This is a genomic window from Variovorax sp. V93, from assembly GCF_041154485.1.
GTDB lineage: Bacteria > Pseudomonadota > Gammaproteobacteria > Burkholderiales > Burkholderiaceae_C > Variovorax > Variovorax beijingensis_A.
Genome location: NZ_AP028669.1, coordinates 495,051 through 514,719, shown reverse-complemented (window position 1 = coordinate 514,719; position 19,669 = coordinate 495,051). Strand labels below are relative to the sequence as shown.

Genomic DNA, 19,669 nt, shown 5'->3' with positions numbered 1-19,669 from the left:
ACCACTCTTCACCGAAGCCCATGACCATCAAAGACTTCGCCTACGACCATCCCGACCGCGACGTGGCCGCGTTCAAGCGCGCCGTCGCCAACAAGCTGATCTATGCGGTCGGCAAGGACCCCGTCGCGGCCAGCCAGGACGACTGGCTGCACGCCACCGCGCTGGCCGTGCGCGACCAGCTGGTCGAGCGCTGGATGGCGACCACGCGCGCCAACTATGCGCAGGACCTGAAGCGCGTCTACTACCTCTCGATGGAGTTCCTGATCGGGCGCACCTTCACCAATGCGCTGCTGGCGGTCGACCTCTACGACACGGTGCGCGAAGCGCTGGCCGACTTCGGCGTCGACATGGCGGCGCTCGCCGAGCGCGAGCCCGACGCGGCCCTTGGCAACGGCGGCCTCGGCCGGCTCGCGGCCTGCTTCCTCGACTCGATGGCCACGCTCGGCGTGCCGGGCATGGGCTACGGCATCCGCTACGAATACGGCATGTTCCGCCAGCGCATCGTCGACGGCCAGCAGGTCGAGACACCCGACTACTGGCTCACCCGCGGCAACCCCTGGGAGTTCCAGCGGCCCGAGGTCAACTACCGCGTGCGCTTCGGCGGCCGCGTGCAAAAGCGCGAGGGAAAGAACGCGCCCTATGGCGCGGCCGACTGGGTCGACACCCACGACGTGCTGGCCGTGGCCTACGACACCATCATTCCGGGCTACGGCACGCAGGCCACCAACACGCTGCGCCTGTGGTCGGCGCGCGCCACCGAGGAGATCGACCTCTCGGCCTTCAACCGCGGCAACTACATGGCGGCGGTGGAGAGCAAGAACCACTCCGAGAACGTCTCGCGCGTGCTCTACCCCGACGACTCCACGCCCTCGGGCCGCGAACTGCGGCTGCACCAGGAATATTTCTTCTGCAGCGCGAGCGTGCAGGACCTGCTGCGGCGCTACCTGCGCAACCACAAGAGCTTCGACCAGCTGGCCGACAAGGTCAGCATCCACCTGAACGACACGCACCCGGTGCTCGCGGTGCCCGAGCTCATGCGCCTCCTGCTCGACGAGCACGGCCTGGCCTGGGACGCGGCCTGGGCCCACACGCAGAAGGTGTTCAGCTACACCAACCACACGCTGATGCACGAGGCGCTGGAGACCTGGCCGGTCGAGATGCTCGGGCGCATCCTGCCGCGGCACCTGCAGATCATCTACGACATGAACGCGAAGTTCCTCGCGGCCGTGACGCAGAAGGCCGGCAACGACGTCGAGCTGCTGCGCCGGCTCTCGCTGGTCGACGAGGCGGGCGAGCGCCGCGTGCGCATGGCCTACGTGGCAGTGCTCGCGAGCCACTCGATCAACGGCGTGTCGGGCCTGCACTCGGAGCTCATGAAGCAATCGATCTTTGCCGACTTCGCGAAGATCTTCCCCGAGCGCTTCAACAACAAGACCAACGGCGTCACGCCGCGGCGCTGGCTCGCGCAGGCCAATCCGCCGCTGGCGGCGCTGCTCGACCAGCGCATCGGCAAGGGCTGGCGGCGCGACCTCTCGCAGCTGGAGGCGCTCAGGCCCATGGCCGCGCAGCCGGCCTTCGTGCGCGCCTTCCGCCATGCCAAGCGCGAGAACAAGCTGCGGCTGGCCAACTGGATCGAGCAGCACATGGACATCGTGCTCGACACCGACGCGATGTTCGACGTGCAGGTCAAGCGCATCCACGAATACAAGCGGCAGCTGCTCAACGTGCTGCACGTGGTCACGCGCTACCACCGCATCCTCGATGCGCAGGCCGCGGGCGGCCCGGTCGACATCGTGCCGCGCGTGGTGGTGTTCGCCGGCAAGGCGGCCTCGGCCTACCAGATGGCCAAGCTCGTGATCCGGCTGGTCAACGACGTGGCCCACACCATCAACAACGACAGCCGCGTGGGCAAGCTGCTGAAGGTGGTGTTCCTGCCCAACTACAGCGTGAGCCTGGCCGAGGTGATCATGCCCGCGGCCGACCTGTCGGAGCAGATCTCGACCGCGGGCACCGAGGCCTCGGGCACAGGCAACATGAAGTTCGCGCTCAACGGCGCGCTCACCATCGGCACGCTCGACGGCGCCAACGTGGAGATGCGCGACAACGTGGGCGCGGAGAACATCTTCATCTTCGGCAACACCACGCCGCAGGTGGCCGACATCCGCGCCCACGGCTACCAGCCGCGCGACATCTACGAAGAGAACGCCGAGCTCAAGCGCGTGCTCGATGCGATCCGCGACGGCGCCTTCTCGGCCGGCGAGCCCTCGCGCTACCAGGGCATCTACGACGCACTGGTGAACTGGGGCGACCACTACCTGCTGCTGGCCGACTATGCGAGCTACGTCGCGAAGCAGGCCGAGGTCGATGCGCTCTACCGCGACCCGGACGCCTGGACGCGCATGGCCATCCTCAACGTGGCGGGCATGGGGGCGTTCTCGTCGGACCGCACCATTGCGCAGTACGCGCACGAGATCTGGCACACGAAGCCGGTGGTGCTGGGCTGAGTCGGCTGCAATGCGGCGCTAGCCGATGCGCAAGGGCGGCGCGCGCCGGCGTATCGGCTGCATCTTGACGATGGCCGTGTGCGTCTCGGCCTTGTCGACGATGCGGTCCAGCACCTGGTCGAGCTGCTCGATGGAGCGCACGAACAGGCGCGCGATGTAGCAGTCTTCGCCCGTGACCTTGTCGCACTCGCCGAACTCGGGCGTGTTCTCGATCAGCTTCTGCACCACCTGCAACTGGCCGGGCAACGGGCGGATGCGCACGATCGCCTGCAGCTGGTAACCCAGCGCCTTGGGATCGATCTCGACCGTGTAGCCGCGGATCACGCGGCGCTCCTCGAGCCGCCGCAGGCGCTCCGAGACGCTCGGCGAAGACATGCCGACGCGGGCAGCCAGGTCTTTCAGCGAGATGCGTGCGTCCTGCAGCATCACCTCGAGAATCTTTTGTTCGACCTCGTCCAGCATTTCAGATCCTTTGGAGACAACGGGGCCTTGCCTTGTTTTCTTAGCCTCGAATGGATTTTTCCCTTCGGAAAATCATAGGCCCGGCGGCGCTTCGATGGCAACCTGAGGCTTGCTTCACAAGAATCCGGATCATGCAAAGACAAGTGCGGGGCGCGCTCGAGATGAGTGCGGCCATGGTCATTTCGGGAACCATCGGCTGGTTCGTCATCCGCTCCGGCCAGCCGCTGGCCGACCTGCTGTTCTGGCGCTGCGCCTTCGGCGCCCTCACCCTCGTTGCGGTGTGCGCCGCGCTCGGGCTGCTTCGCAGGCGGCTGCTGACCCTGCGCGTCGTTGCGCTGGCGGCGCTGGGTGGCGCCGCGCTGGTGCTCAACTGGCTGCTGATCTTCGCGTCGTTCTCGCATGCGTCGATCTCCATCGCCACGGCGGTCTACAACACCCAGCCGTTCATGCTGGTGGGCCTTGGCGCCCTGTTCTTCTCGGAGCGGCTGACGGCCGCCAAGCTGGCCTGGCTGGGCATCGCGTTCGCGGGCGTCCTGCTGATTGCCGAGGCCAAGCCGGGCGGCGGCAGCCATGGCGCCTCGTATGTGCTGGGCATTCTGATGGCACTGGGAGCTGCGTTCTTCTACGCCATTGCAGCCATCGTCGCGAAGCAGCTGGACGGCACGCCGCCCCATCTGATCGCGCTGGTCCAGGTCTGCGTGGGCAGCGTGCTGCTGGCGCCGTTTGCCAACCTGGCGGGGCTTCCGAAGGACGCCGGCGTCTGGGGCACGCACCTGGCCATGGGCGTGGTCTACACCGGGCTGGTCTTCACGCTGCTCTACGGCGCGATCCAGAAGCTGCCGACGCACACGGCGGGCGCGCTGTCCTTCATCTATCCGGTGGTGGCGATCGGCGTGGACTACCTGGCTTTCGGCCAGCGGCTGCATCCCGCGCAGCTTCTGGGCGCCGCCGCGATCCTGCTGGCGGCCGCGGGCATGACACTCGGCTGGGCGCTGCCGGGCCTGAAGAAGCGCGCGCCATCGGCACCCGATTGAGCTGATCGGACAGGTCGTCCGGGAGTCCCGGGCGTCAACGCGGGGCGGGCGGCGGCTGGCCTGGCGCGGGCGCCTCGGTCACGAAGCCGATGCGGTTCAGGCCCGCCTTGTTCGCAATGCCCATCAGCGCCACCAGCTTGCCGTAAGGCACGGTCTGGTCGGCGCGCAGCTGCACTTCGGTGTCCTTGCTGTCGGCGGCGGCCTTCTGCAGCCGGGCGGCCAGCTCCTCGTCGGTCACGGGCAGGTCGTTGAGGAAGGTCTTGCCCGCGGCATCGACCGACACGCTCACGAACTTGGGCGTGTCGCTGGGCTGGCCGGCATCGGTCTGCGGCAGGTCGAGCTTGATCGAGCTCGCCATCAGCGGCGCTGTGATGATGAAGATCACCAGCAGCACCAGCATCACGTCGACCAGCGGCGTGACGTTGATGTCGGACAGCGGCCGCTGACCGCCCGCCCCGGTCGCGCGCCCGCCGCCGGCGGCACTGCTGCCCAGGGAGGTGCGACCGAAGGCCATGGTGCGCGTGCTCCGTTCGGCTAGGCCGACACCGGCATGGGCCGCGCGGGCGGCGGCGCGGGCGGCGGCGGCGGACTGCCGAAGCTGCCGAGCAGGTCGTGCGCAAAGCCCTCGAGCTCGGCTTCGATGCGGCCGATGACGCGGCCGAACACGTTGTAGGCCAGCACGGCCGGAATGGCCACGGCCAGGCCGAAGGCCGTCATCACCAGCGCCTCGCCCACCGGCCCGGCCACCTTGTCGATGGTGAAGCCGCCGGTCTGGCCGGCAATGCCCGACAGCGCGCCGTAGATGCCCCACACGGTGCCGAGCAGGCCCACGAAGGGCGCCGTGGCGCCGACGGTGGCCAGCAGGATCTGGCCGGACTGCAGGCGCCGCAGCGCGCCATGCAGCGCGCCGCGCAGCGCCCGCGTGAGCCGCTGGTTGCGGTCGCCGGTGGTGGCGCCGAGCGTGGAATCGCCTGCAGCCGCTGCCGCCGCATTCCTGATGGCGCTCACGGCCGGCCCCACCAGCGTGGCGCGGTCGAAGGCCTGGAGCCGCTGCTGCGCATCGGCGAGCGTGGCCGACTGCCAGAATGCCGCGATGCTGCGCAACACATCGCGCGTGCCGCCGCGCAGCAGCCAGCCCTTCCAGAGAATCACCACCCAGCTTGCTATCGACATCGCGAGCAGCAGCGCCGCCACCGAGCGGCTGACACCGTCTCCGTGGGTGAGCAGTTCGAGGACGCTCATCGTTCTTTCAGCGCAAACCCAGTACGTCGAACATGTCGAACAGGCCCGCCTTCTGGCCGGCCAGGAAGCGCACGGCGCGCAGCGCGCCCTGCGCGTAGGTCACGCGGCTCGCCGACTTGTGGGTGATCTCGATGCGCTCGCCGGTGCCCGCAAACAGCACGGTGTGGTCGCCCACGATGTCGCCGCCGCGGATCGCGGAGAAGCCGATGGTGGACGGGTCGCGCTCGCCGGTGATGCCTTCGCGCGCGTACACGGCGCACTCCTTCAGGTCGCGGCCCAGCGCCCCGGCGATCACCTCGCCCATCTTGAGCGCGGTGCCCGAGGGCGCATCGACCTTGTGGCGGTGGTGCGCCTCGATGATCTCGATGTCGTAGCCCGTCGAGAGCGCCTTGGCCGCCATTTCGAGCAGCTTGAAGGTGACGTTGACGCCCACGCTCATGTTGGGCGAGACCATGATCGCGATGTCCTTGGCGATCTCGGCGATCTCGGCCTTCTGCGCATCGCTGAAGCCGGTGGTGCCGATCACGGCCTGCACGCCGAGCTCGCGGCAGGCTGCCAGGTGTGCGAGCGTACCTTCGGGGCGGGTGAAGTCGATGAGCACCTGCGCGTCCTTGAGGCCGGTGCGCAGGTCGGCCACGATCGGCACGCCGCTCGTGAAGCCGAGGAACGCGGCCGCATCGGCGCCGATGGCGTTGCTGCCCGCCATGTCGAGCGCGCCGGCCAGCCGGCAATCGGGCGCCTCGCGCACCGCCTCGACCAGCATGCGGCCCATGCGGCCCGAGGCGCCCGCGATCGCGATGCGCCGCAGCGGGGGCGTGGAAGACTCGGAAAGGTGCGAAGAAGTGGAAATGGATTCAGTCACGCGGATTCAGCCTTCGAAATTGGCATGGAAACCGGCACGCCCCGCCTGACCCGGCGGGTGCGCCCGCCCTCGCCCTGTGTTTGGCGCGTGCTCAGCGCGCGGCTTCGAGCGGGGGATATGCGGCGGGAAGCGGCGGCAGGCTGGTTGCCGTGGCGGTGGCATCGGCCTTCTTGCCGTCGTCCTTCGGGGCGAATTTCTTGAGCTCTTCTTCCGAAGCCTCGAGCGGCGGCACCTTGCCGCTCTTCTTGCGGGTGTCGAGCGCGGCGACGAATTCTTCCTCGCTGGGCATCGGGTCGCCCTCGAAGCGCTCGAGCAGTTCGCCGTTGAAGAAGACCGTCAGTCGGCGTTCCTGGGGATCGACGCCCTGGCGCCTGATCGTGAAGACGTAGTCCCAGCGATCCTTGTGGAAGACGTCGGTCAAAAGCGAGGTGCCGAGGATTTCACGCACCTGCTGGCGCGACATGCCGGGCTTGAGCGCCTCGACCTGTTCCTTCGACACGAAATTGCCCTGGACCACTTCGACCTTGTAGGGCGTGATGGCCGTCAGCGCACCACGCGTGCGATCGCTGAAGCCGCTGCAGGCACCGAGGCTGAACGTCGCGGCGACGGCCGCGGCCAGCAGCCAGGGACGGCGTTGGAGAATGGCAGGCATGGGAGGAAAAAAAGGGGGTAGCGATATGATCGGCCATTGTAGCGGCTGGCCCTTTTTGGGGCCCGTCCGCAGCCCAGGGCGCAGGAACCATCATGGCCAACATCGACGAACTCAAGAACACCGGCCTCAAGGCCACTCTGCCACGCCTGAAGATCCTCGAGATCTTCCAGACCGGCAGCCAGCGCCACATGACGGCCGAAGACGTTTTCCGCGTGCTGCTGAACGAGCACTCCGACATCGGCCTGGCCACCGTCTATCGCGTGCTGACGCAGTTCGAGCAGGCCGGCATCCTCGAGCGCAGCCATTTCGAAAGCGGCAAGGCGGTCTACGAGCTGAACGAGGGCACGCACCACGACCACCTGATCTGCACCTCGTGCGGCAAGGTCGAGGAGTTCTACGACGCCGAGATCGAGCGCCGCCAGCAGATGATCTCCAAGGACAAGGGCTGGATCCTGCAGGACCACGCGATGTCGCTCTACGGCCTGTGCGGCGACTGCGCCAGCAAGAGGTAAGGCCCCCCGGCTTTTCACTTCGCTTCGCTGCGTGTAACTCCACCCCCCGAGGGGGAGGCGCGGCCCGCCTTGGGGCGGCCCGGCGGCGGCCGCACGGTCCCGCAGCGCCGCGCGCCCGTTCAGTCGCCGTCGCGCCCGCTTTCCATCGCCTTGTGGTGGCGCGCCACGAAATCGGCATAGGTGTCGATGCCGCGCAGCTGCAGGATCGAGTTGCGCACGGCAGCTTCCACCAGCACGGCGATGTTGCGCCCGGCCACCACCTGGATGATGACCTTGCGCACCGGAATGCCCAGCACGTCCTGCGTGAGCGGCGCCGAGGGCATGCGCTCGTAGTCGCGCTCGAAGCTGTCGCGCCGCACCAGGTGCACGATGAGCTTGAGCCGCATCTTCCGCCGCACCGCCGTCTCGCCGAAGATCGCGCGGATGTCCAGCAGGCCGATGCCGCGCACCTCCAGCAGGTTGAGCAGCAGGTCGGGGCAGCGGCCCTCGATGGTGTTCTGGTTGATGCGGAACAGGTCGACCGCGTCGTCGGCCACCAGGCCGTTGCCGCGCGAGATCAGCTCCAGCCCGAGCTCGCTCTTGCCGAGCCCCGATTCGCCGGTGATCATGACGCCCATGCCCAGGATGTCCATGAACACCCCGTGCATCGAGGTGCGTTCCGCGAAATGCTTGGACAGGTAGGCGCGCAGCAGGTCGATCACGAAGGCCGACGACTCGCGGGTGGCAAACAGCGGCAGCTGCGCGCGCTCGCAAATCGATAGCAGTTCGTCGGGCGCGGCCTGGCCGTCGGCCAGCACCAGCATGGGCGGCTCCAGCGTGACGATGCGGGCGATGCGCCGGGCGCAGTCTTCCTGGCTGCCGCGCGTCAGGTAGGCCACTTCGCGCGCGCCCAGGATCTGCACGCGGTACGGATGGATGTAATTGAGGTAACCGACCAGATCGGCCGCCGACTGGGCGCGGCTGATGACCTCAGGGTCGAACTGGCGCTCTGACGCCCCGAGCCCGGCGAGCCATTCCCAGCGGAGCGACCCGCGGAATTCCTCGAACATGGCGTCGGCACTGATGACGGTCGGCTTCATGCGTAGGGAGATGGCGCTGCGCGCCTAGTTGGAGGCCGGCCAGAATACCGCGGAACCGGCCCGGCGGGGCCGCGGGAGCCTGCGCGCGGGCGCTTCAGGCGACTTGCGTCGACTGCCAGCCGGCAATGAGTCCGTGCAGTTCGGCGGCGTCGGTGCTCGACTTGATCTGCTCGCGCAGGTTGGCGTCGCTCAGCAGCTCGGCAATTTCGGAGAGGATTTCAAGGTGCTTCTGGGTGGCCGCCTCAGGCACCAGAAGGAAGATCAGCAGCCCGACGGGCTGCTCGTCCGGCGCGTCGAAGCCGATCGGGTTTGCCAGCTGGAAGACCGCGGCCATGGGAGCCTTGAGGCCCTTGATGCGGCCATGCGGGATGGCCACCCCGTGCCCGAGCCCGGTGGAGCCGAGGCGTTCGCGTGCGAACAGGCTGTCGGTGATGAGCGCGCGGCCGAGGCCGTGGAGGCTCTCGAACAGCAAGCCGGCTTCTTCGAAAGCACGCTTCTTGCTGGTGGCGTCAACGCTCACAAGCACTTGAGCGGGCGGCAGGATGGACGCGAGGCGATTCATGGTGGGGGAAGGGCGGGGGCGATTATGCACCCGCTTGGTAAAAACCCCCACTCCCGTTACTTACTTTTTGGCTACATGTTGCCCGGAGGCCTCGCGTCCCTGTCAGCGCCGGTAACAGGAGCAGGCAGCAAAAAGCCGCCCGGAGGCGGCTTATCGGCAGGGGCCGCAGCCCTTTGCCCGTGGCCTACATCACGCGCTTGGGGGCGGCGTGATGGTGGTCTTGCAGGCGGTCCTTGTGGCGCACCACCTGGCGGTCGAGCTTGTCGACCAGTTCATCGACCGCAGCATAGAGATCAGCGTGGCTCGACTCCGCGAACATGTCGTTACCCTTGACGTGAATGTTGCACTCCGCCCTTTGGCGGCGTTCCTTTTCCTTCTGCTTTTCCACCGTAAGGAGCACCTTCACATCGACCACCTGGTCGAAGTGCCGTGTGATCCGGTCCAGCTTGCTCGTGACGTAGGTGCGCAAGGCAGGTGTGACGTCGAGGTGATGACCGCTGATCGTCAAATTCATGAATGACCTCCTGAGAATTGACGGTTGGGAAAATGGCCCCGCTCCGGGATGGGGCGTGGCCGGCGAAACAGGTGTGGGTTGGGGAGGGAAGAGGGAGAAGAGAAAAGAAGAAGCTGTCGATTCACTATGCCCAAGCTGTCACGGTATTGCAATAGCTGACTTCTCCGGGTGGCGGACGCCAATGGGCCATGCGCCACTCACGCTAGCGATTCCATAGCTGCCGGCGCATGCTGGCCCGCCGGTGCGGCTCTTTGGCAGCAAGTGTTTCAGTGCGTCACCAGTGGTGACCCTGCGACGCGAAGGGCCTGCCGGCTCAGTTCCAGGCCGCGCGCATGCGGTTGCGCAGGTCGATCACCGCGGCCGGCGGCGGCACTGCGGGCGGACGCTCGGGCGGCGGTGGCCAGGTCTGCTGCTCGAAGCCGGCAAGATCGCGTTCGGAAATGAAGCGCGTGCGGTTGGCATACAGGTGCCGGTCGCCGCGCACGGCCTGCTGCGTCACGTAGAAGCGCTGCGGCACCAGAAGATGCAGGTGGTCGCGCGCCCGCGTCATTGCCACGTAGAGCAGCCGCCGCTCTTCTTCGAGTTCATGCGCGCTCTGCGCCACGTCGGCCGGCAGGCAGCCGTCGACCACGTTGAGCACGTGCACCGAATTCCACTCCTGCCCCTTGGCCGAGTGGATGGTCGAAAGAATCAGGTAGTCCTCGTCGAGCGAGGGCGGCCCCGGCTTGTCGCTGGTGGCTTCGGGCGGATCGAGCGTGAGTTCGGTCAGGAAGCGCTCGCGCGAGCCATAGCCCGAGGCCAGCCGCGCCAGTTGCTCCACGTCGCCGCGGCGCACGCCGGAGGGGTCGTCGTAGAGCCGGTCGAGGTGCGGCAAATACCAGCGCACCGCCAGTTCCACGTCGGCCGGCCACGGCAGCGATGGCGCGCACAGCGCGGCATAGGCTTCGGCGAACACCGCCCATTCCGCGCGGGCGGCGGATGGCGGCACGAACTCCCGCATCGCCGCCACCGGATCGGCGGCCTGGTCCATGGCATCGAGCAGCCGCGCACCGGTCGCCGGCCCGATGCCCGGAATGAGCTGCGTGACGCGGAATCCCGCCATGCGCCCGCGCGGGTTCTCGGCGAAGCGCAGCACCGCGAGCAGGTCCTTCACATGCGAGGCCTCGAGAAACTTGAGGCCGCCGTACTTCACGAACGGGATGTTGCGGCGCGCCAGTTCGAGTTCGAGCGGCGCGCTGTGCGTGGCAGCGCGGAACAGCACCGCCTGCGACTTGAGCGCCAGGCCGCCCTCGCGGTGCGCCAGCACCTTGTCGGCCACCCAGACGGCCTGCTGCGCCTCGTCCGGCACCAGCACCAGTTGCGGCCGGCCCGCGGAGGGCTTGTCGGTCCAGAGCGTCTTGGCGTGCCGCTCGGCCGCCTGCGCGATGACCCGGTTCGACACGTCGAGAATGGGCTGGGTCGAGCGGTAGTTGCGCTCCAGCGTGACCACGCGCGCAGCCTGCGAGAACTGCGACGGAAAGTCGAGGATGTTACGCACGGTTGCACCGCGAAACGAGTAGATCGACTGCGCGTCGTCGCCCACCACCGTCACGCCGCGGCCGTCGGGCTTGAGCGCGAGCAGGATCGAGGCTTGCAGCAGGTTGGTGTCCTGGTACTCGTCGACCAGGACGTGGTCGAAACGCGCGCCGACCAGCGCCGCCAGCGCGGGCTCGGCCACCATGCCGGCCCAGTAAAGCAGCAGGTCGTCGTAGTCGAGCACGTTCTGCTGCTGTTTGGCCTCCACGTAGGCGCCGAACAGGCGCTTGAGTTCGGCTTCCCACTCGGCGCACCACGGAAAGGCCTCGGCCAGCACATCGGCCAGCGGCGCGCGCGTGTTGACGCAGCGCGAATAGATCGACAGGCAGGTGCCCTTGCGCGGAAAGCGGTTCACGCTCGACGACAGGCCGAGTTCGTGCCGCACGAGGCCCATCAGGTCCTCGGCGTCGCCACGGTCGTGGATCGTGAAGTGGTCGTTCAGGCCAATGTGCGCGGCGTATTCGCGCAGCAGGCGCGCGCCGATGCCGTGGAACGTGCCGGCCCAGGGCAGCGCGGGCGGCTTGTCGGATTTGAGCCCGAGCACGCGCGCCAGCACTTGGCCGGCGCGGCGCTCCATTTCCTGCGCCGCGCGGCGCGAGAAGGTCAAAAGCAGCAGGCGCTGCGGATCAACGCCGCCGGCGATGAGGTGCGCAACGCGGTGCGCCAGCGTGCTGGTCTTGCCCGAGCCCGCGCCGGCAATCACCAGCAGCGGCCGCTCGTCGCGCCCGGTCAGCGTGCCGACGCCGTGCTCGACGGCAGCGCGCTGCTCGTCGTTGAGGGCGGAAAGCGCCGCGGCCAGGCGCTCGGCCTGGGTGGCGCCGGGGGCGTGGGAAACGGGGAACGCAGCAGTCTGCATGGCCGCAACTTTACTGTATGTCCATCCAGATCGATGGACCTGCCGTCACATGGCCGATGACATAATTGCCGCTCGCTGCAACTGGAGACCGCATCATGGAAACCGCACCGTCTCGGCAGCTTTCAACTCCCGCGTCCTGACGCGCCTCGATCGCTGACATCAGGGCCCGGGGATTGAAAGCACCCCTCCCCTCGCCCCATCGCCTCAGCCATTTCACGGGAGTGAGCCCATGCTCAATATCTTTACGCTTGCCAACGGCCGCCTTGTCCAGGAAGAGATCGAGGCGCTCGAGGAGCTTTCCAAGTTCCAGCCGATCTGGGTCGACCTCGAATCGCCCACGCTCGAGGAAAAGCGCTGGATCAAGCAGTACTACGGCCTCTCGATTCCCGAAGACGCGATGGACGAGGACATCGAGGAATCGGCCCGCTTCTATGAAGAAGACAACGGCGAGCTGCACATCCGCTCCGACTTCCTGATCGACGACGACGAAGACCCGCGCTCTGTGCGCGTGGCCTTCATCCTGAACCAGCACAACACCGAGCTTCGCAGCCGCGGCGTGCTGTTCTCGATCCACGACGAGGACGTGCCCGTGTTCCGGCTGCTGCGCATGCGTGCGCGCCGCGCACCGGGCCTCATCGAAGACGCGAAGGAAGTGCTGCTCAAGCTGTTCGATGCCGACGCCGAATACTCGGCCGACACGCTCGAGAACATCTACGACGAGCTCGAGATCGCAGGCAAGAAGGTGCTCGAGGGCAACGTGAGCGACGAGCTGGCCGGCGAGGTGCTGGGCGCCATCGCGCGCCAGGAAGACCTGAACGGCCGCATCCGCCGCAACGTGATGGACACGCGCCGCGCGGTCAGCTTCATGATGCGCAGCCGCATGCTCAACGCCGAGCAGTTCGAGGAAGCGCGGCAGATCCTGCGCGACATCGAATCGCTGGACAACCACACGGCCTTCCTGTTCGACAAGATCAACTTCCTGATGGATGCGACCGTCGGTTTCATCAACATCAACCAGAACAAGACCATCAAGATCTTCTCGGTGGCCAGCGTGGCGCTGCTGCCGCCCACGCTGATCGCGAGCATCTACGGCATGAACTTCAAGCTCATGCCCGAGCTCGACTGGTCGCTGGGCTATCCGTATGCGCTGGCGCTGATGGCGGCGAGCGCGCTGGTGCCGATGTGGTACTTCCGCCGGCGCGGCTGGCTCAAGTAGCCGCGGGCGTTTCGCGGCAAGAAGGCAGCGTGGCCAGCCACGCGCTCGCCAGCGCGAGGCTGTAGCGGCTCGCCACCTCGGCGACGAAGCGCGCGAAGTCGCCATGCGCGGCGTCGTCGGCCCGGTCCGAGATGGTCCGCACGGCCGCAAACGGCACGCCGTAGTCGTGGCATGCCTGCGCCACCGCCGCGCCTTCCATCTCGACTGCGAGCGCATCGGGGAGGCTGCGCCGCAAGGCATCGCTTTCGGCCGCGGTCGAGACGAAGCGGTCGCCGCTCACCAGCAAGCCTCGATGCACCTTCGGCGACCGGAGGCCGAATTCATCGACGGCCGCCTGCCCCACCAGCGCCACCGGATCGCGCAGCGCGGCTTCGGCCACGGCCGCCAGCGCATCGCCCATCGAGGCATCGGCCGCAAAGCGCGAAAGGCCCATCAGCGGCACCTCGTACTTCGGAAAGATCGGCGAGGCATCGAGGTCGTGCTGCAGCAGCTGCGTCGCGACCACCACATCGCCGACTTCCACGCCCGGCGCGAGCCCGCCCGCGACGCCCGTGAACACGATCGCGCGCACGCCGAAGCGTTCGAGCAGCACCGTGGCCGTCACCGCCGCCGCGACCTTGCCGATGCGCGACAGCACGGCCACCACCGGCTGGCCGTGCAGATGGCCGACCCAGAAGTCACGCCCCGCAGCGCGCACGCGCTGCTCGTCCGGCATCTGCGCGAGGAGCGCACTCAGCTCCTCGTGCATTGCAGCGACGACGGCAACGGGCGCATGTACCGAGGAACTCATCATTCTCTTTCCAGGAACACCGCGGAACCGGCTTTGCCGGGCCGCTGGTGTTGCCCCCTGCAAGGGGGTGGGAGTAGCGACACGAAGTGCGAGAAGCCTGGGGGTTTACTTAATATCCACGCCGTAGAAAGTGTGGCGGCCGAAGGGACTCAATTTGAAGTCGACCACCTCCTTGCGCACCGGCTTCAGCTGCACCGCATGCGCGATGGTGAACCACGGCGCCTGCTCCTTGAAGATGAGCTGCGCCTTCTTGTAGAGCGCATCGCGGTCGGCCTGCTTGGTCGCGCTCTTGGCCTTCAGCACGAGGTCTTCGTAGGGCTGGTAGCAGAACTTCGAGATGTTGCTGCCGCTGGCCGACTTGGCCGAGGCGCAGCCCAGCAGCGTGTAGAGGAAGTTGTCGGGGTCGCCGTTGTCGCCGGTCCAGCCCAGCATGCCCATCTGGTGCTCGCCGGCCTGCAGGCGCTTGCGGTACTCGCCCCACTCGAAGCTCTTGATCTCGGCCTTGACGTTGATCTTGGCAAGGTCGGCCTGCATCAGCTCGGCGATCCGCTTGGCGTTCGGGTTGTAGGGCCGCTGAACCGGCATGGCCCACAGGTCGGTAGCGAAGCCATCAGGGAATCCGGCCTGCGCCAGCAGCTTCTTCGCGGCTTCGGGGTCGTACGGATCGTCCTTGACCGCGTCGTTGTAGGACCACATGGTCGGCGGAATCGGGTTCTTCGCGGCCACGCCGGTCGAAAGGTACACACCGTCGATGATCGCCTTCTTGTTGATCGCCATGTTGAGGGCCTTGCGCACGCGCACGTCGTCGAAGGGCTTCTTGGTGGTGTTGTACGAAAGGTAGCCGACGTTGAGTCCGGGCTGCTCGAGCACCTGCACGTTCGGGTCCTTGCGGATCGCGTCGAGATCGGCCGGGTTCGGATACGGCATGACGTGGCATTCGCCCTTCTGCAGCTTGGCCCAGCGCACCGAGGCGTCGGGCGTGATCGCGAACACCAGGTCGTCGATCTTCGCCTTGCCAGCCCAGTACTGCGGGAAGGCCTTGAAGCGGATGACGGCGTCCTTCTGGTATTGCACGAGGTAGAACGGGCCGGTGCCGATCGGGTCCTGGTCGACCTTCTCGGGCGTGCCGGCCTTCAGCATCGCAATGGCATATTCCTTCGACTGGATGCCCGCATACTGCATGGCAAGGTTGGCAAGGAACGGCGCCTCGGCCTGGTTGAGCGTGATCTTCACGGTCAGGTCGTCGATGCGGTCCACCGACTTCAGCAGCTTGGGCATGCCCATGTCGTTGAAGTAGGAATGGTTCTGGCTCGTGACCTTGAAGAAGGGATCGCTTTCCTTCCATTGGCGCTCTAGCATGAAGATGAAGTCGTCGGCATTGAAGTCGCGCGTGGGCTTGAAGCTCTTGCTGGTGCCGTGCCACTTCACGCCCTTGCGCAGGTGGAAGGTGTAGACCGTGCCGTCGGCCGAGATGTCCCATTTTTCGGCGAGGCCCGGCACGACCTTGGTGCCGCCGCGCTCGAACTCGACAATGGTGTTGTAGACCTGCGTGGTCACGTCGAACGAGGTGCCGGTGGTGTTCACGCCCGGATAGAAGTTCTCGGGACTGCCCTCCGAGCAATAGACCAGCGTCTTGGCGGACGCGGCGCCCGCGGCCAGTGCGAGTATGGCGAGTGCCGTTGGCGCGAGCAGCGCAACAAGCCTGGGCGAGCGGCGCGAAACGAGAGGCTGAGTGGTCTTCTTCATGGCAACTCCTTGGGCACGGTTGAAGTGAACTAGGGGTTCGCCGCCAGGGGCGCGGCGAACGGCGGGGACAAGGGCACATCGGCGCTGACCGGCGGCGTGCCATCGAGGAATTTCTCTGCGTAGTGGCAGGCCACCAGCCGCTCGTCGAGCGCGCGCAGCAGCGGCCGCTCCTCGCGGCAGCGCTGCGTCGCATGCGGGCAGCGCGTGTTGAAGACGCAGCCCGCGGGCGGATCGAGCGGCGACGGCAGCTCGCCCTTGAGCACGATGCGCTGGCTGCTGAGCCCGGGCGTGGAGGCGAGCAGCGCCTGCGTGTAGGGATGCAGCGGCCGCGCGAAGATGCGTGCCTTGGGCCCCTGCTCCACCGCATGGCCGAGGTACATCACGAGCACGTCGTGCGCGATGTGCCGCACCACGCCCAGGTCGTGCGAGATGAAGAGATAGGCCAGGCCGAGTTCGGCCTGCAGGTCGGCCAGCAGGTTCAGCACCTGCGCCTGGATCGACACGTCGAGCGCCGACACCGGCTCATCGGCCACCAGCAGGCGCGGCTCCAGCATGAGCGCGCGCGCAATGGCAATGCGCTGGCGCTGGCCGCCGGAGAACATGTGCGGATAGCGGTTCGCATGCTCGGGCCGCAGGCCCACGCGCGCGAGCATCTCGCGCGCCTTGGCGGCCCGCTCGGGCTTGCCGAGTGCGGTGTTGATGGCCAGCGGATCCTCGAGCACGGCGCTGATCTTCTTGCGCGGATTGAGCGAACCATAGGGGTTCTGGAACACCAGCTGCACCGCCTGGCGCAGCTCGCGCCGGTACGTGGGCGGCGGCTCCACCGCATCGTGGCCGACCAGCGTGAGCTGCCCGGCCGTGGGCTTCTCGATCAGCGCGACCATGCGCGCGAGCGTGGACTTGCCGCAGCCCGATTCGCCGACCACCGCGAGCGTGCGGCCGCGCTCGATGCGAAACGAAATGTCGCCCACCGCGCGCAACTGCGCAGGCGCGCGGAACATGCCGCGCCGCACGGCATAGGTGCGCTGCAGGTTGTGCGCCTCCACGACGACATCGCCGACGGGATCGCCACTCATGGCAGCGCCTCCAGGGCCTGCGGCCGCGGCCGGTCGGCCTCGATGGCCGCCATCCGCCCGGGCTCGCCGAGCGGGAAATGGCAGCGCACCTCGGCACCCGGCGGCGAGGCGACCGCGCGCAGCGCCGGCCGCACGTTGCAGGCCTTCGTGGTCACATAGCTGCAGCGCGGCGCGAACAGGCAGCCGACCGGCCGGTCGTGCACGCCCGGCACCACGCCCGCGATGGTGGCCAGCCGCCCCTCGGGCGCGGCGCGCTCGGGCAGCGCGGCCAGCAGGGCCTCGGTGTAGGGATGCTGCGGGTCCGCGAAGAGCCGGTCGACGCGCTGCTGCTCCATCACCTGGCCCGCATACATCACGGCGATGCGCTGCGCCATTTCGCTGACCACACCCATGTTGTGCGTGATGAGCACCAGCGCCATGCCGCGCTCTTTCTGCAGTTCGCGCAGCAGGTCGAGGATCTGGGCCTGGATCGTCACGTCGAGCGCGGTGGTCGGCTCGTCGGCGATCAACAGGCGCGGGTTGCAGGCAATGGCCATCGCGATCATCACGCGCTGGTTCATGCCGCCCGAGAGCTGGTGCGGATAGCTGCCCAGGCGCGACGATGCGGCGGGTATGCCGACCTGTTCGAGCAGTTCGGTCGCGCGCTTCTTCGCCGTGCGCCGGTCCAGATGCAGGTGCAGCCGCAGCGTCTCCATCAGCTGGAAGCCGATGGTGAAGCAGGGGTTGAGGCTGGTGGTCGGCTCCTGGAAGATCATGGCCACCTCCTTGCCGACCAGCGCGCGGCGGGCCTTGTCGGAGATGCCGAGCAGCTCCTTGCCCGCAAAGCGCATGTGCTGCGCGCGCACGCGGCCCGGAAAACCCACGAGGCCCATCAGCGCCATCATCGTCACGCTCTTGCCCGAGCCCGACTCGCCGACGATGCCGAGCACCTCGCCTTCCTCGAGCGTGAGGCTCACGCCGTCGACGGCGTGCAGCACGCCGCCCTGCGCCGGAAATTCGACGTGCAGGTCCTTGATGTCCAGAAGCATGTTCATCGCTTGAGCTTCGGATCGAGGGCATCGCGCAGCCCGTCGCCCAACAGATTGAAAGCCAGCACGGCCGCGAGGATCGCGAGCCCCGGGAAGGTCACGACCCACCAGGCGCGCAGCACGAACTCGCGCGCATCGGCCAGCATCGTTCCCCACTCGGGCGACGGCGGCTGGGCGCCGAGGCCGAGGAAGCCGAGCGCGGCCGCGTCGAGGATGGCGGTCGAGATGCCGAGCGAGGCCTGCACGATGAGCGGTGCCGCGCAATTGGGCAGCACCTCGCTGAACATCAGGCGCAGCGTGCCGGCGCCGCTCACGCGTGCCGCCGTGACGTAGTCGCGCGACACTTCGGCAATGACGGCCGCGCGGGTGATGCGCACGTAATGCGGCAGCACCACGATCGCCACCGCGAGCATGGCGTTGACCAGCCCCGGCCCGAGGATCGCGACGATCACGATGGCGAGCAGCAGGCTCGGCAGCGTCAGCACGATGTCCATCAGCCGCATGATCGCGATCTCGAGCACGCCGCGGAAGAATCCCGCAACCAGGCCGAGCACGACGCCCGCCACCACCGACAGCGCCACCACGGCCACGCCAATCGACAGCGAGAGCCGCGCGCCGAACATGAGGCGCGAAAGAATGTCGCGCCCGATGGCATCGGTGCCCAGCAGGTAGCTGGCGGAGCCGCCCTGGTGCCATGCCGGCGGCAGCAGGAAGACGGCGCTGTTGGTTTCGTTCGGCGCATGCGGCGCAATCCACGGCGCGAACAGCGCCACGAGCAGCAGCAACGCGATGGTGGCAAGTCCGATGACCGCACCGCGGTTCGCGGAGAAAGAGGTCCAGAACTCGCGCCACGGGCCGGGCGGCGCCTTGCCCGCACCGGGCGGGGAAATGATGTCGGTCGAGGCCATGCTCAGCGCCGGATCCTGGGGTTGATAACGCCATAGGTCACGTCGACCAGCAGGTTGACCAGCATCACGATGCCGCCCAGCAGCAGCATGCCGCCCTGCAGCACCGGATAGTCGCGCCGGCCGATGGCCTCGATGAGCCATTTGCCCACGCCGGGCCACGAGAAGATGGTCTCGGTGAGGATCGCGCCCGTGAAGAGCACACCCACCTGCAGGCCGATCACCGTGACCACCGGGATCAGCGCATTGCGCAGCGCATGCAGACCGACCACGCGAAAGCGCGAGAGACCCTTGGCGCGCGCGGTGCGAATGTAGTCTTCGCCCAGCACTTCGAGCATGGCCGAGCGCGTCATGCGCGCAATGACAGCCAGCGGCACGGTGCCGAGCACGATGGCCGGCAGGATCAGGTGATGCAGTGCCGACCAGAAGGCATCGGACTCGCCGGCGCGCAATGCATCGATCAGCAGGAAGCCGGTCTCGGGCTCGACGAAATACTGCACCGCGATGCGGCCCGACACGGGCGTCCAGCCCAATTGCACCGAGAAGAACAGGATCAGCAGCAGCCCCCACCAGAAGATCGGCATCGAATAGCCGGTGAGCGAGGTGGCCATCACGCCGTGGTCGAAGATGGAATTGCGCCGCACCGCCGCCAGGATGCCCGCCGGCAGGCCCAGCAGCAGCGCAAAGGCAATCGCGCACGCGGCAAGCTCGACCGTCGCGGGGAACAGCGCGAGGAATTCGCTGGCCACCGACTCCTGCGTGATGAGCGACTTACCGAGATCGCCATGCAGCACGCGGCCGATGTAGATGCCGTACTGCACGATCACCGGCTTGTCGAAACCGTAGGCCGCGCGCAGCTGGGCATGGCGCGCGGGGTCGATCCCGCGCTCGCCGGCCATCGTTTCGATGGGATCGCCCGGCACCAGCCGGATCAGGAAAAAGGCAAGCAGCGTCATGCCGATGAAGGTCGGCACCAGCAGGCTCACGCGCGTGAGGAGGAAGCGAAGCATCGACCCGCAATATGCAAGATCGATGCCGTGGCCCTACCCGGGCC

At 67.5% G+C, this 19,669-nt stretch carries 19 protein-coding genes; 4 read left to right on the top strand and 15 right to left on the bottom strand.

The genetic code is table 11. The features are described from left to right. Positions 1–20: 20 nt before the first annotated feature. Positions 21–2,504: a glycogen/starch/alpha-glucan phosphorylase gene (locus ACAM54_RS02320; protein ID WP_369649701.1), complete on the top strand. Its 2,484-nt coding sequence runs from the start codon at positions 21–23 to the stop codon at positions 2,502–2,504. Between the two features lie 18 nt (positions 2,505–2,522). Here ACAM54_RS02320 and ACAM54_RS02315 read toward each other — a convergent pair whose 3' ends face one another. Continuing rightward, positions 2,523–2,966 carry an Lrp/AsnC family transcriptional regulator gene (locus tag ACAM54_RS02315; protein WP_145742638.1) on the bottom strand — a complete coding sequence of 148 codons (444 nt, stop codon included), beginning with the start codon at positions 2,964–2,966 and terminating at the stop codon, positions 2,523–2,525. A 131-nt stretch (positions 2,967–3,097) separates the two neighbouring features. Between ACAM54_RS02315 and ACAM54_RS02310 the strand changes: the two genes are divergently transcribed. Next, positions 3,098–4,000 (top strand): DMT family transporter, encoded by a 903-nt coding sequence (locus tag ACAM54_RS02310; RefSeq protein WP_145742640.1) that lies wholly within the window; start codon positions 3,098–3,100, stop codon positions 3,998–4,000. 34 nt (positions 4,001–4,034) lie between these two features. Here the strand turns inward: ACAM54_RS02310 and ACAM54_RS02305 are convergent, their stop codons facing one another. The 4 genes from ACAM54_RS02305 to ACAM54_RS02290 form a co-directional block, all read right to left on the bottom strand. After that, complete coding sequence (locus ACAM54_RS02305; RefSeq protein WP_369649700.1) at positions 4,035–4,514, bottom strand: ExbD/TolR family protein; 480 nt, start codon at positions 4,512–4,514, stop codon at positions 4,035–4,037. A 20-nt stretch (positions 4,515–4,534) separates the two neighbouring features. Continuing rightward, entirely contained in the window at positions 4,535–5,242 is a 708-nt protein-coding gene (locus tag ACAM54_RS02300; RefSeq protein ID WP_369649699.1) for a MotA/TolQ/ExbB proton channel family protein, read from the bottom strand. A 7-nt stretch (positions 5,243–5,249) separates the two neighbouring features. Next, a complete protein-coding gene (dapB, locus tag ACAM54_RS02295) occupies positions 5,250–6,014 on the bottom strand; it encodes a 4-hydroxy-tetrahydrodipicolinate reductase (protein WP_369650936.1) in 765 nt (254 codons plus the stop codon). 181 nt (positions 6,015–6,195) lie between these two features. Continuing rightward, entirely contained in the window at positions 6,196–6,756 is a 561-nt protein-coding gene (locus ACAM54_RS02290) for an outer membrane protein assembly factor BamE (RefSeq protein WP_145742647.1), read from the bottom strand. Between the two features lie 92 nt (positions 6,757–6,848). Between ACAM54_RS02290 and fur the strand changes: the two genes are divergently transcribed. Continuing rightward, entirely contained in the window at positions 6,849–7,268 is a 420-nt protein-coding gene (gene fur, locus ACAM54_RS02285) for a ferric iron uptake transcriptional regulator (RefSeq protein ID WP_055800769.1), read from the top strand. A gap of 119 nt (positions 7,269–7,387) precedes the next feature. Here the strand turns inward: fur and hprK are convergent, their stop codons facing one another. The 4 genes from hprK to ACAM54_RS02265 form a co-directional block, all read right to left on the bottom strand. Next, positions 7,388–8,347 (bottom strand): HPr(Ser) kinase/phosphatase, encoded by a 960-nt coding sequence (hprK, locus tag ACAM54_RS02280; protein ID WP_012745568.1) that lies wholly within the window; start codon positions 8,345–8,347, stop codon positions 7,388–7,390. Between the two features lie 94 nt (positions 8,348–8,441). Next, positions 8,442–8,909: a PTS sugar transporter subunit IIA gene (locus ACAM54_RS02275; protein WP_012745567.1), complete on the bottom strand. Its 468-nt coding sequence runs from the start codon at positions 8,907–8,909 to the stop codon at positions 8,442–8,444. A gap of 184 nt (positions 8,910–9,093) precedes the next feature. Beyond that, the gene (gene raiA / locus ACAM54_RS02270) at positions 9,094–9,423 is read right to left on the bottom strand and encodes a ribosome-associated translation inhibitor RaiA (protein ID WP_012745566.1); all 330 of its coding nucleotides are present in this window, start codon (positions 9,421–9,423) and stop codon (positions 9,094–9,096) included. A gap of 313 nt (positions 9,424–9,736) precedes the next feature. Further along, the gene (locus ACAM54_RS02265; protein WP_369649698.1) at positions 9,737–11,854 is read right to left on the bottom strand and encodes an ATP-dependent helicase; all 2,118 of its coding nucleotides are present in this window, start codon (positions 11,852–11,854) and stop codon (positions 9,737–9,739) included. Between the two features lie 229 nt (positions 11,855–12,083). Here ACAM54_RS02265 and corA point away from each other — a divergent pair, with 229 nt between their 5' ends. Further along, on the top strand, positions 12,084–13,070 hold the full coding sequence (gene corA / locus ACAM54_RS02260) for a magnesium/cobalt transporter CorA (protein ID WP_012745564.1): 987 nt from the start codon (positions 12,084–12,086) through the stop codon (positions 13,068–13,070). Here the strand turns inward: corA and ACAM54_RS02255 are convergent. From ACAM54_RS02255 to ACAM54_RS02230, 6 genes are all read right to left on the bottom strand, one after another. Continuing rightward, a complete protein-coding gene (locus ACAM54_RS02255; protein ID WP_369649697.1) occupies positions 13,063–13,860 on the bottom strand; it encodes a 5'-methylthioadenosine/adenosylhomocysteine nucleosidase in 798 nt (265 codons plus the stop codon). The two genes, corA and ACAM54_RS02255, sit on opposite strands and share 8 nt — an antisense overlap. Before the next feature lie 105 nt (positions 13,861–13,965). Then, entirely contained in the window at positions 13,966–15,606 is a 1,641-nt protein-coding gene (locus ACAM54_RS02250) for an ABC transporter substrate-binding protein (RefSeq protein WP_369649696.1), read from the bottom strand. 29 nt (positions 15,607–15,635) lie between these two features. Then, on the bottom strand, positions 15,636–16,682 hold the full coding sequence (locus ACAM54_RS02245; RefSeq protein ID WP_369649695.1) for a peptide ABC transporter ATP-binding protein: 1,047 nt from the start codon (positions 16,680–16,682) through the stop codon (positions 15,636–15,638). Beyond that, complete coding sequence (locus ACAM54_RS02240) at positions 16,679–17,716, bottom strand: ABC transporter ATP-binding protein (RefSeq protein WP_369649694.1); 1,038 nt, start codon at positions 17,714–17,716, stop codon at positions 16,679–16,681. The genes ACAM54_RS02245 and ACAM54_RS02240 overlap by 4 nt, the downstream gene beginning before the upstream one ends. Continuing rightward, entirely contained in the window at positions 17,713–18,618 is a 906-nt protein-coding gene (locus ACAM54_RS02235; protein ID WP_369649693.1) for an ABC transporter permease subunit, read from the bottom strand. Before ACAM54_RS02235 ends, ACAM54_RS02240 begins: the two co-directional genes overlap by 4 nt. Positions 18,619–18,620: 2 nt before the next feature. Then, on the bottom strand, positions 18,621–19,625 hold the full coding sequence (locus ACAM54_RS02230) for an ABC transporter permease subunit (RefSeq protein ID WP_369649692.1): 1,005 nt from the start codon (positions 19,623–19,625) through the stop codon (positions 18,621–18,623). Positions 19,626–19,669: the final 44 nt, after the last annotated feature.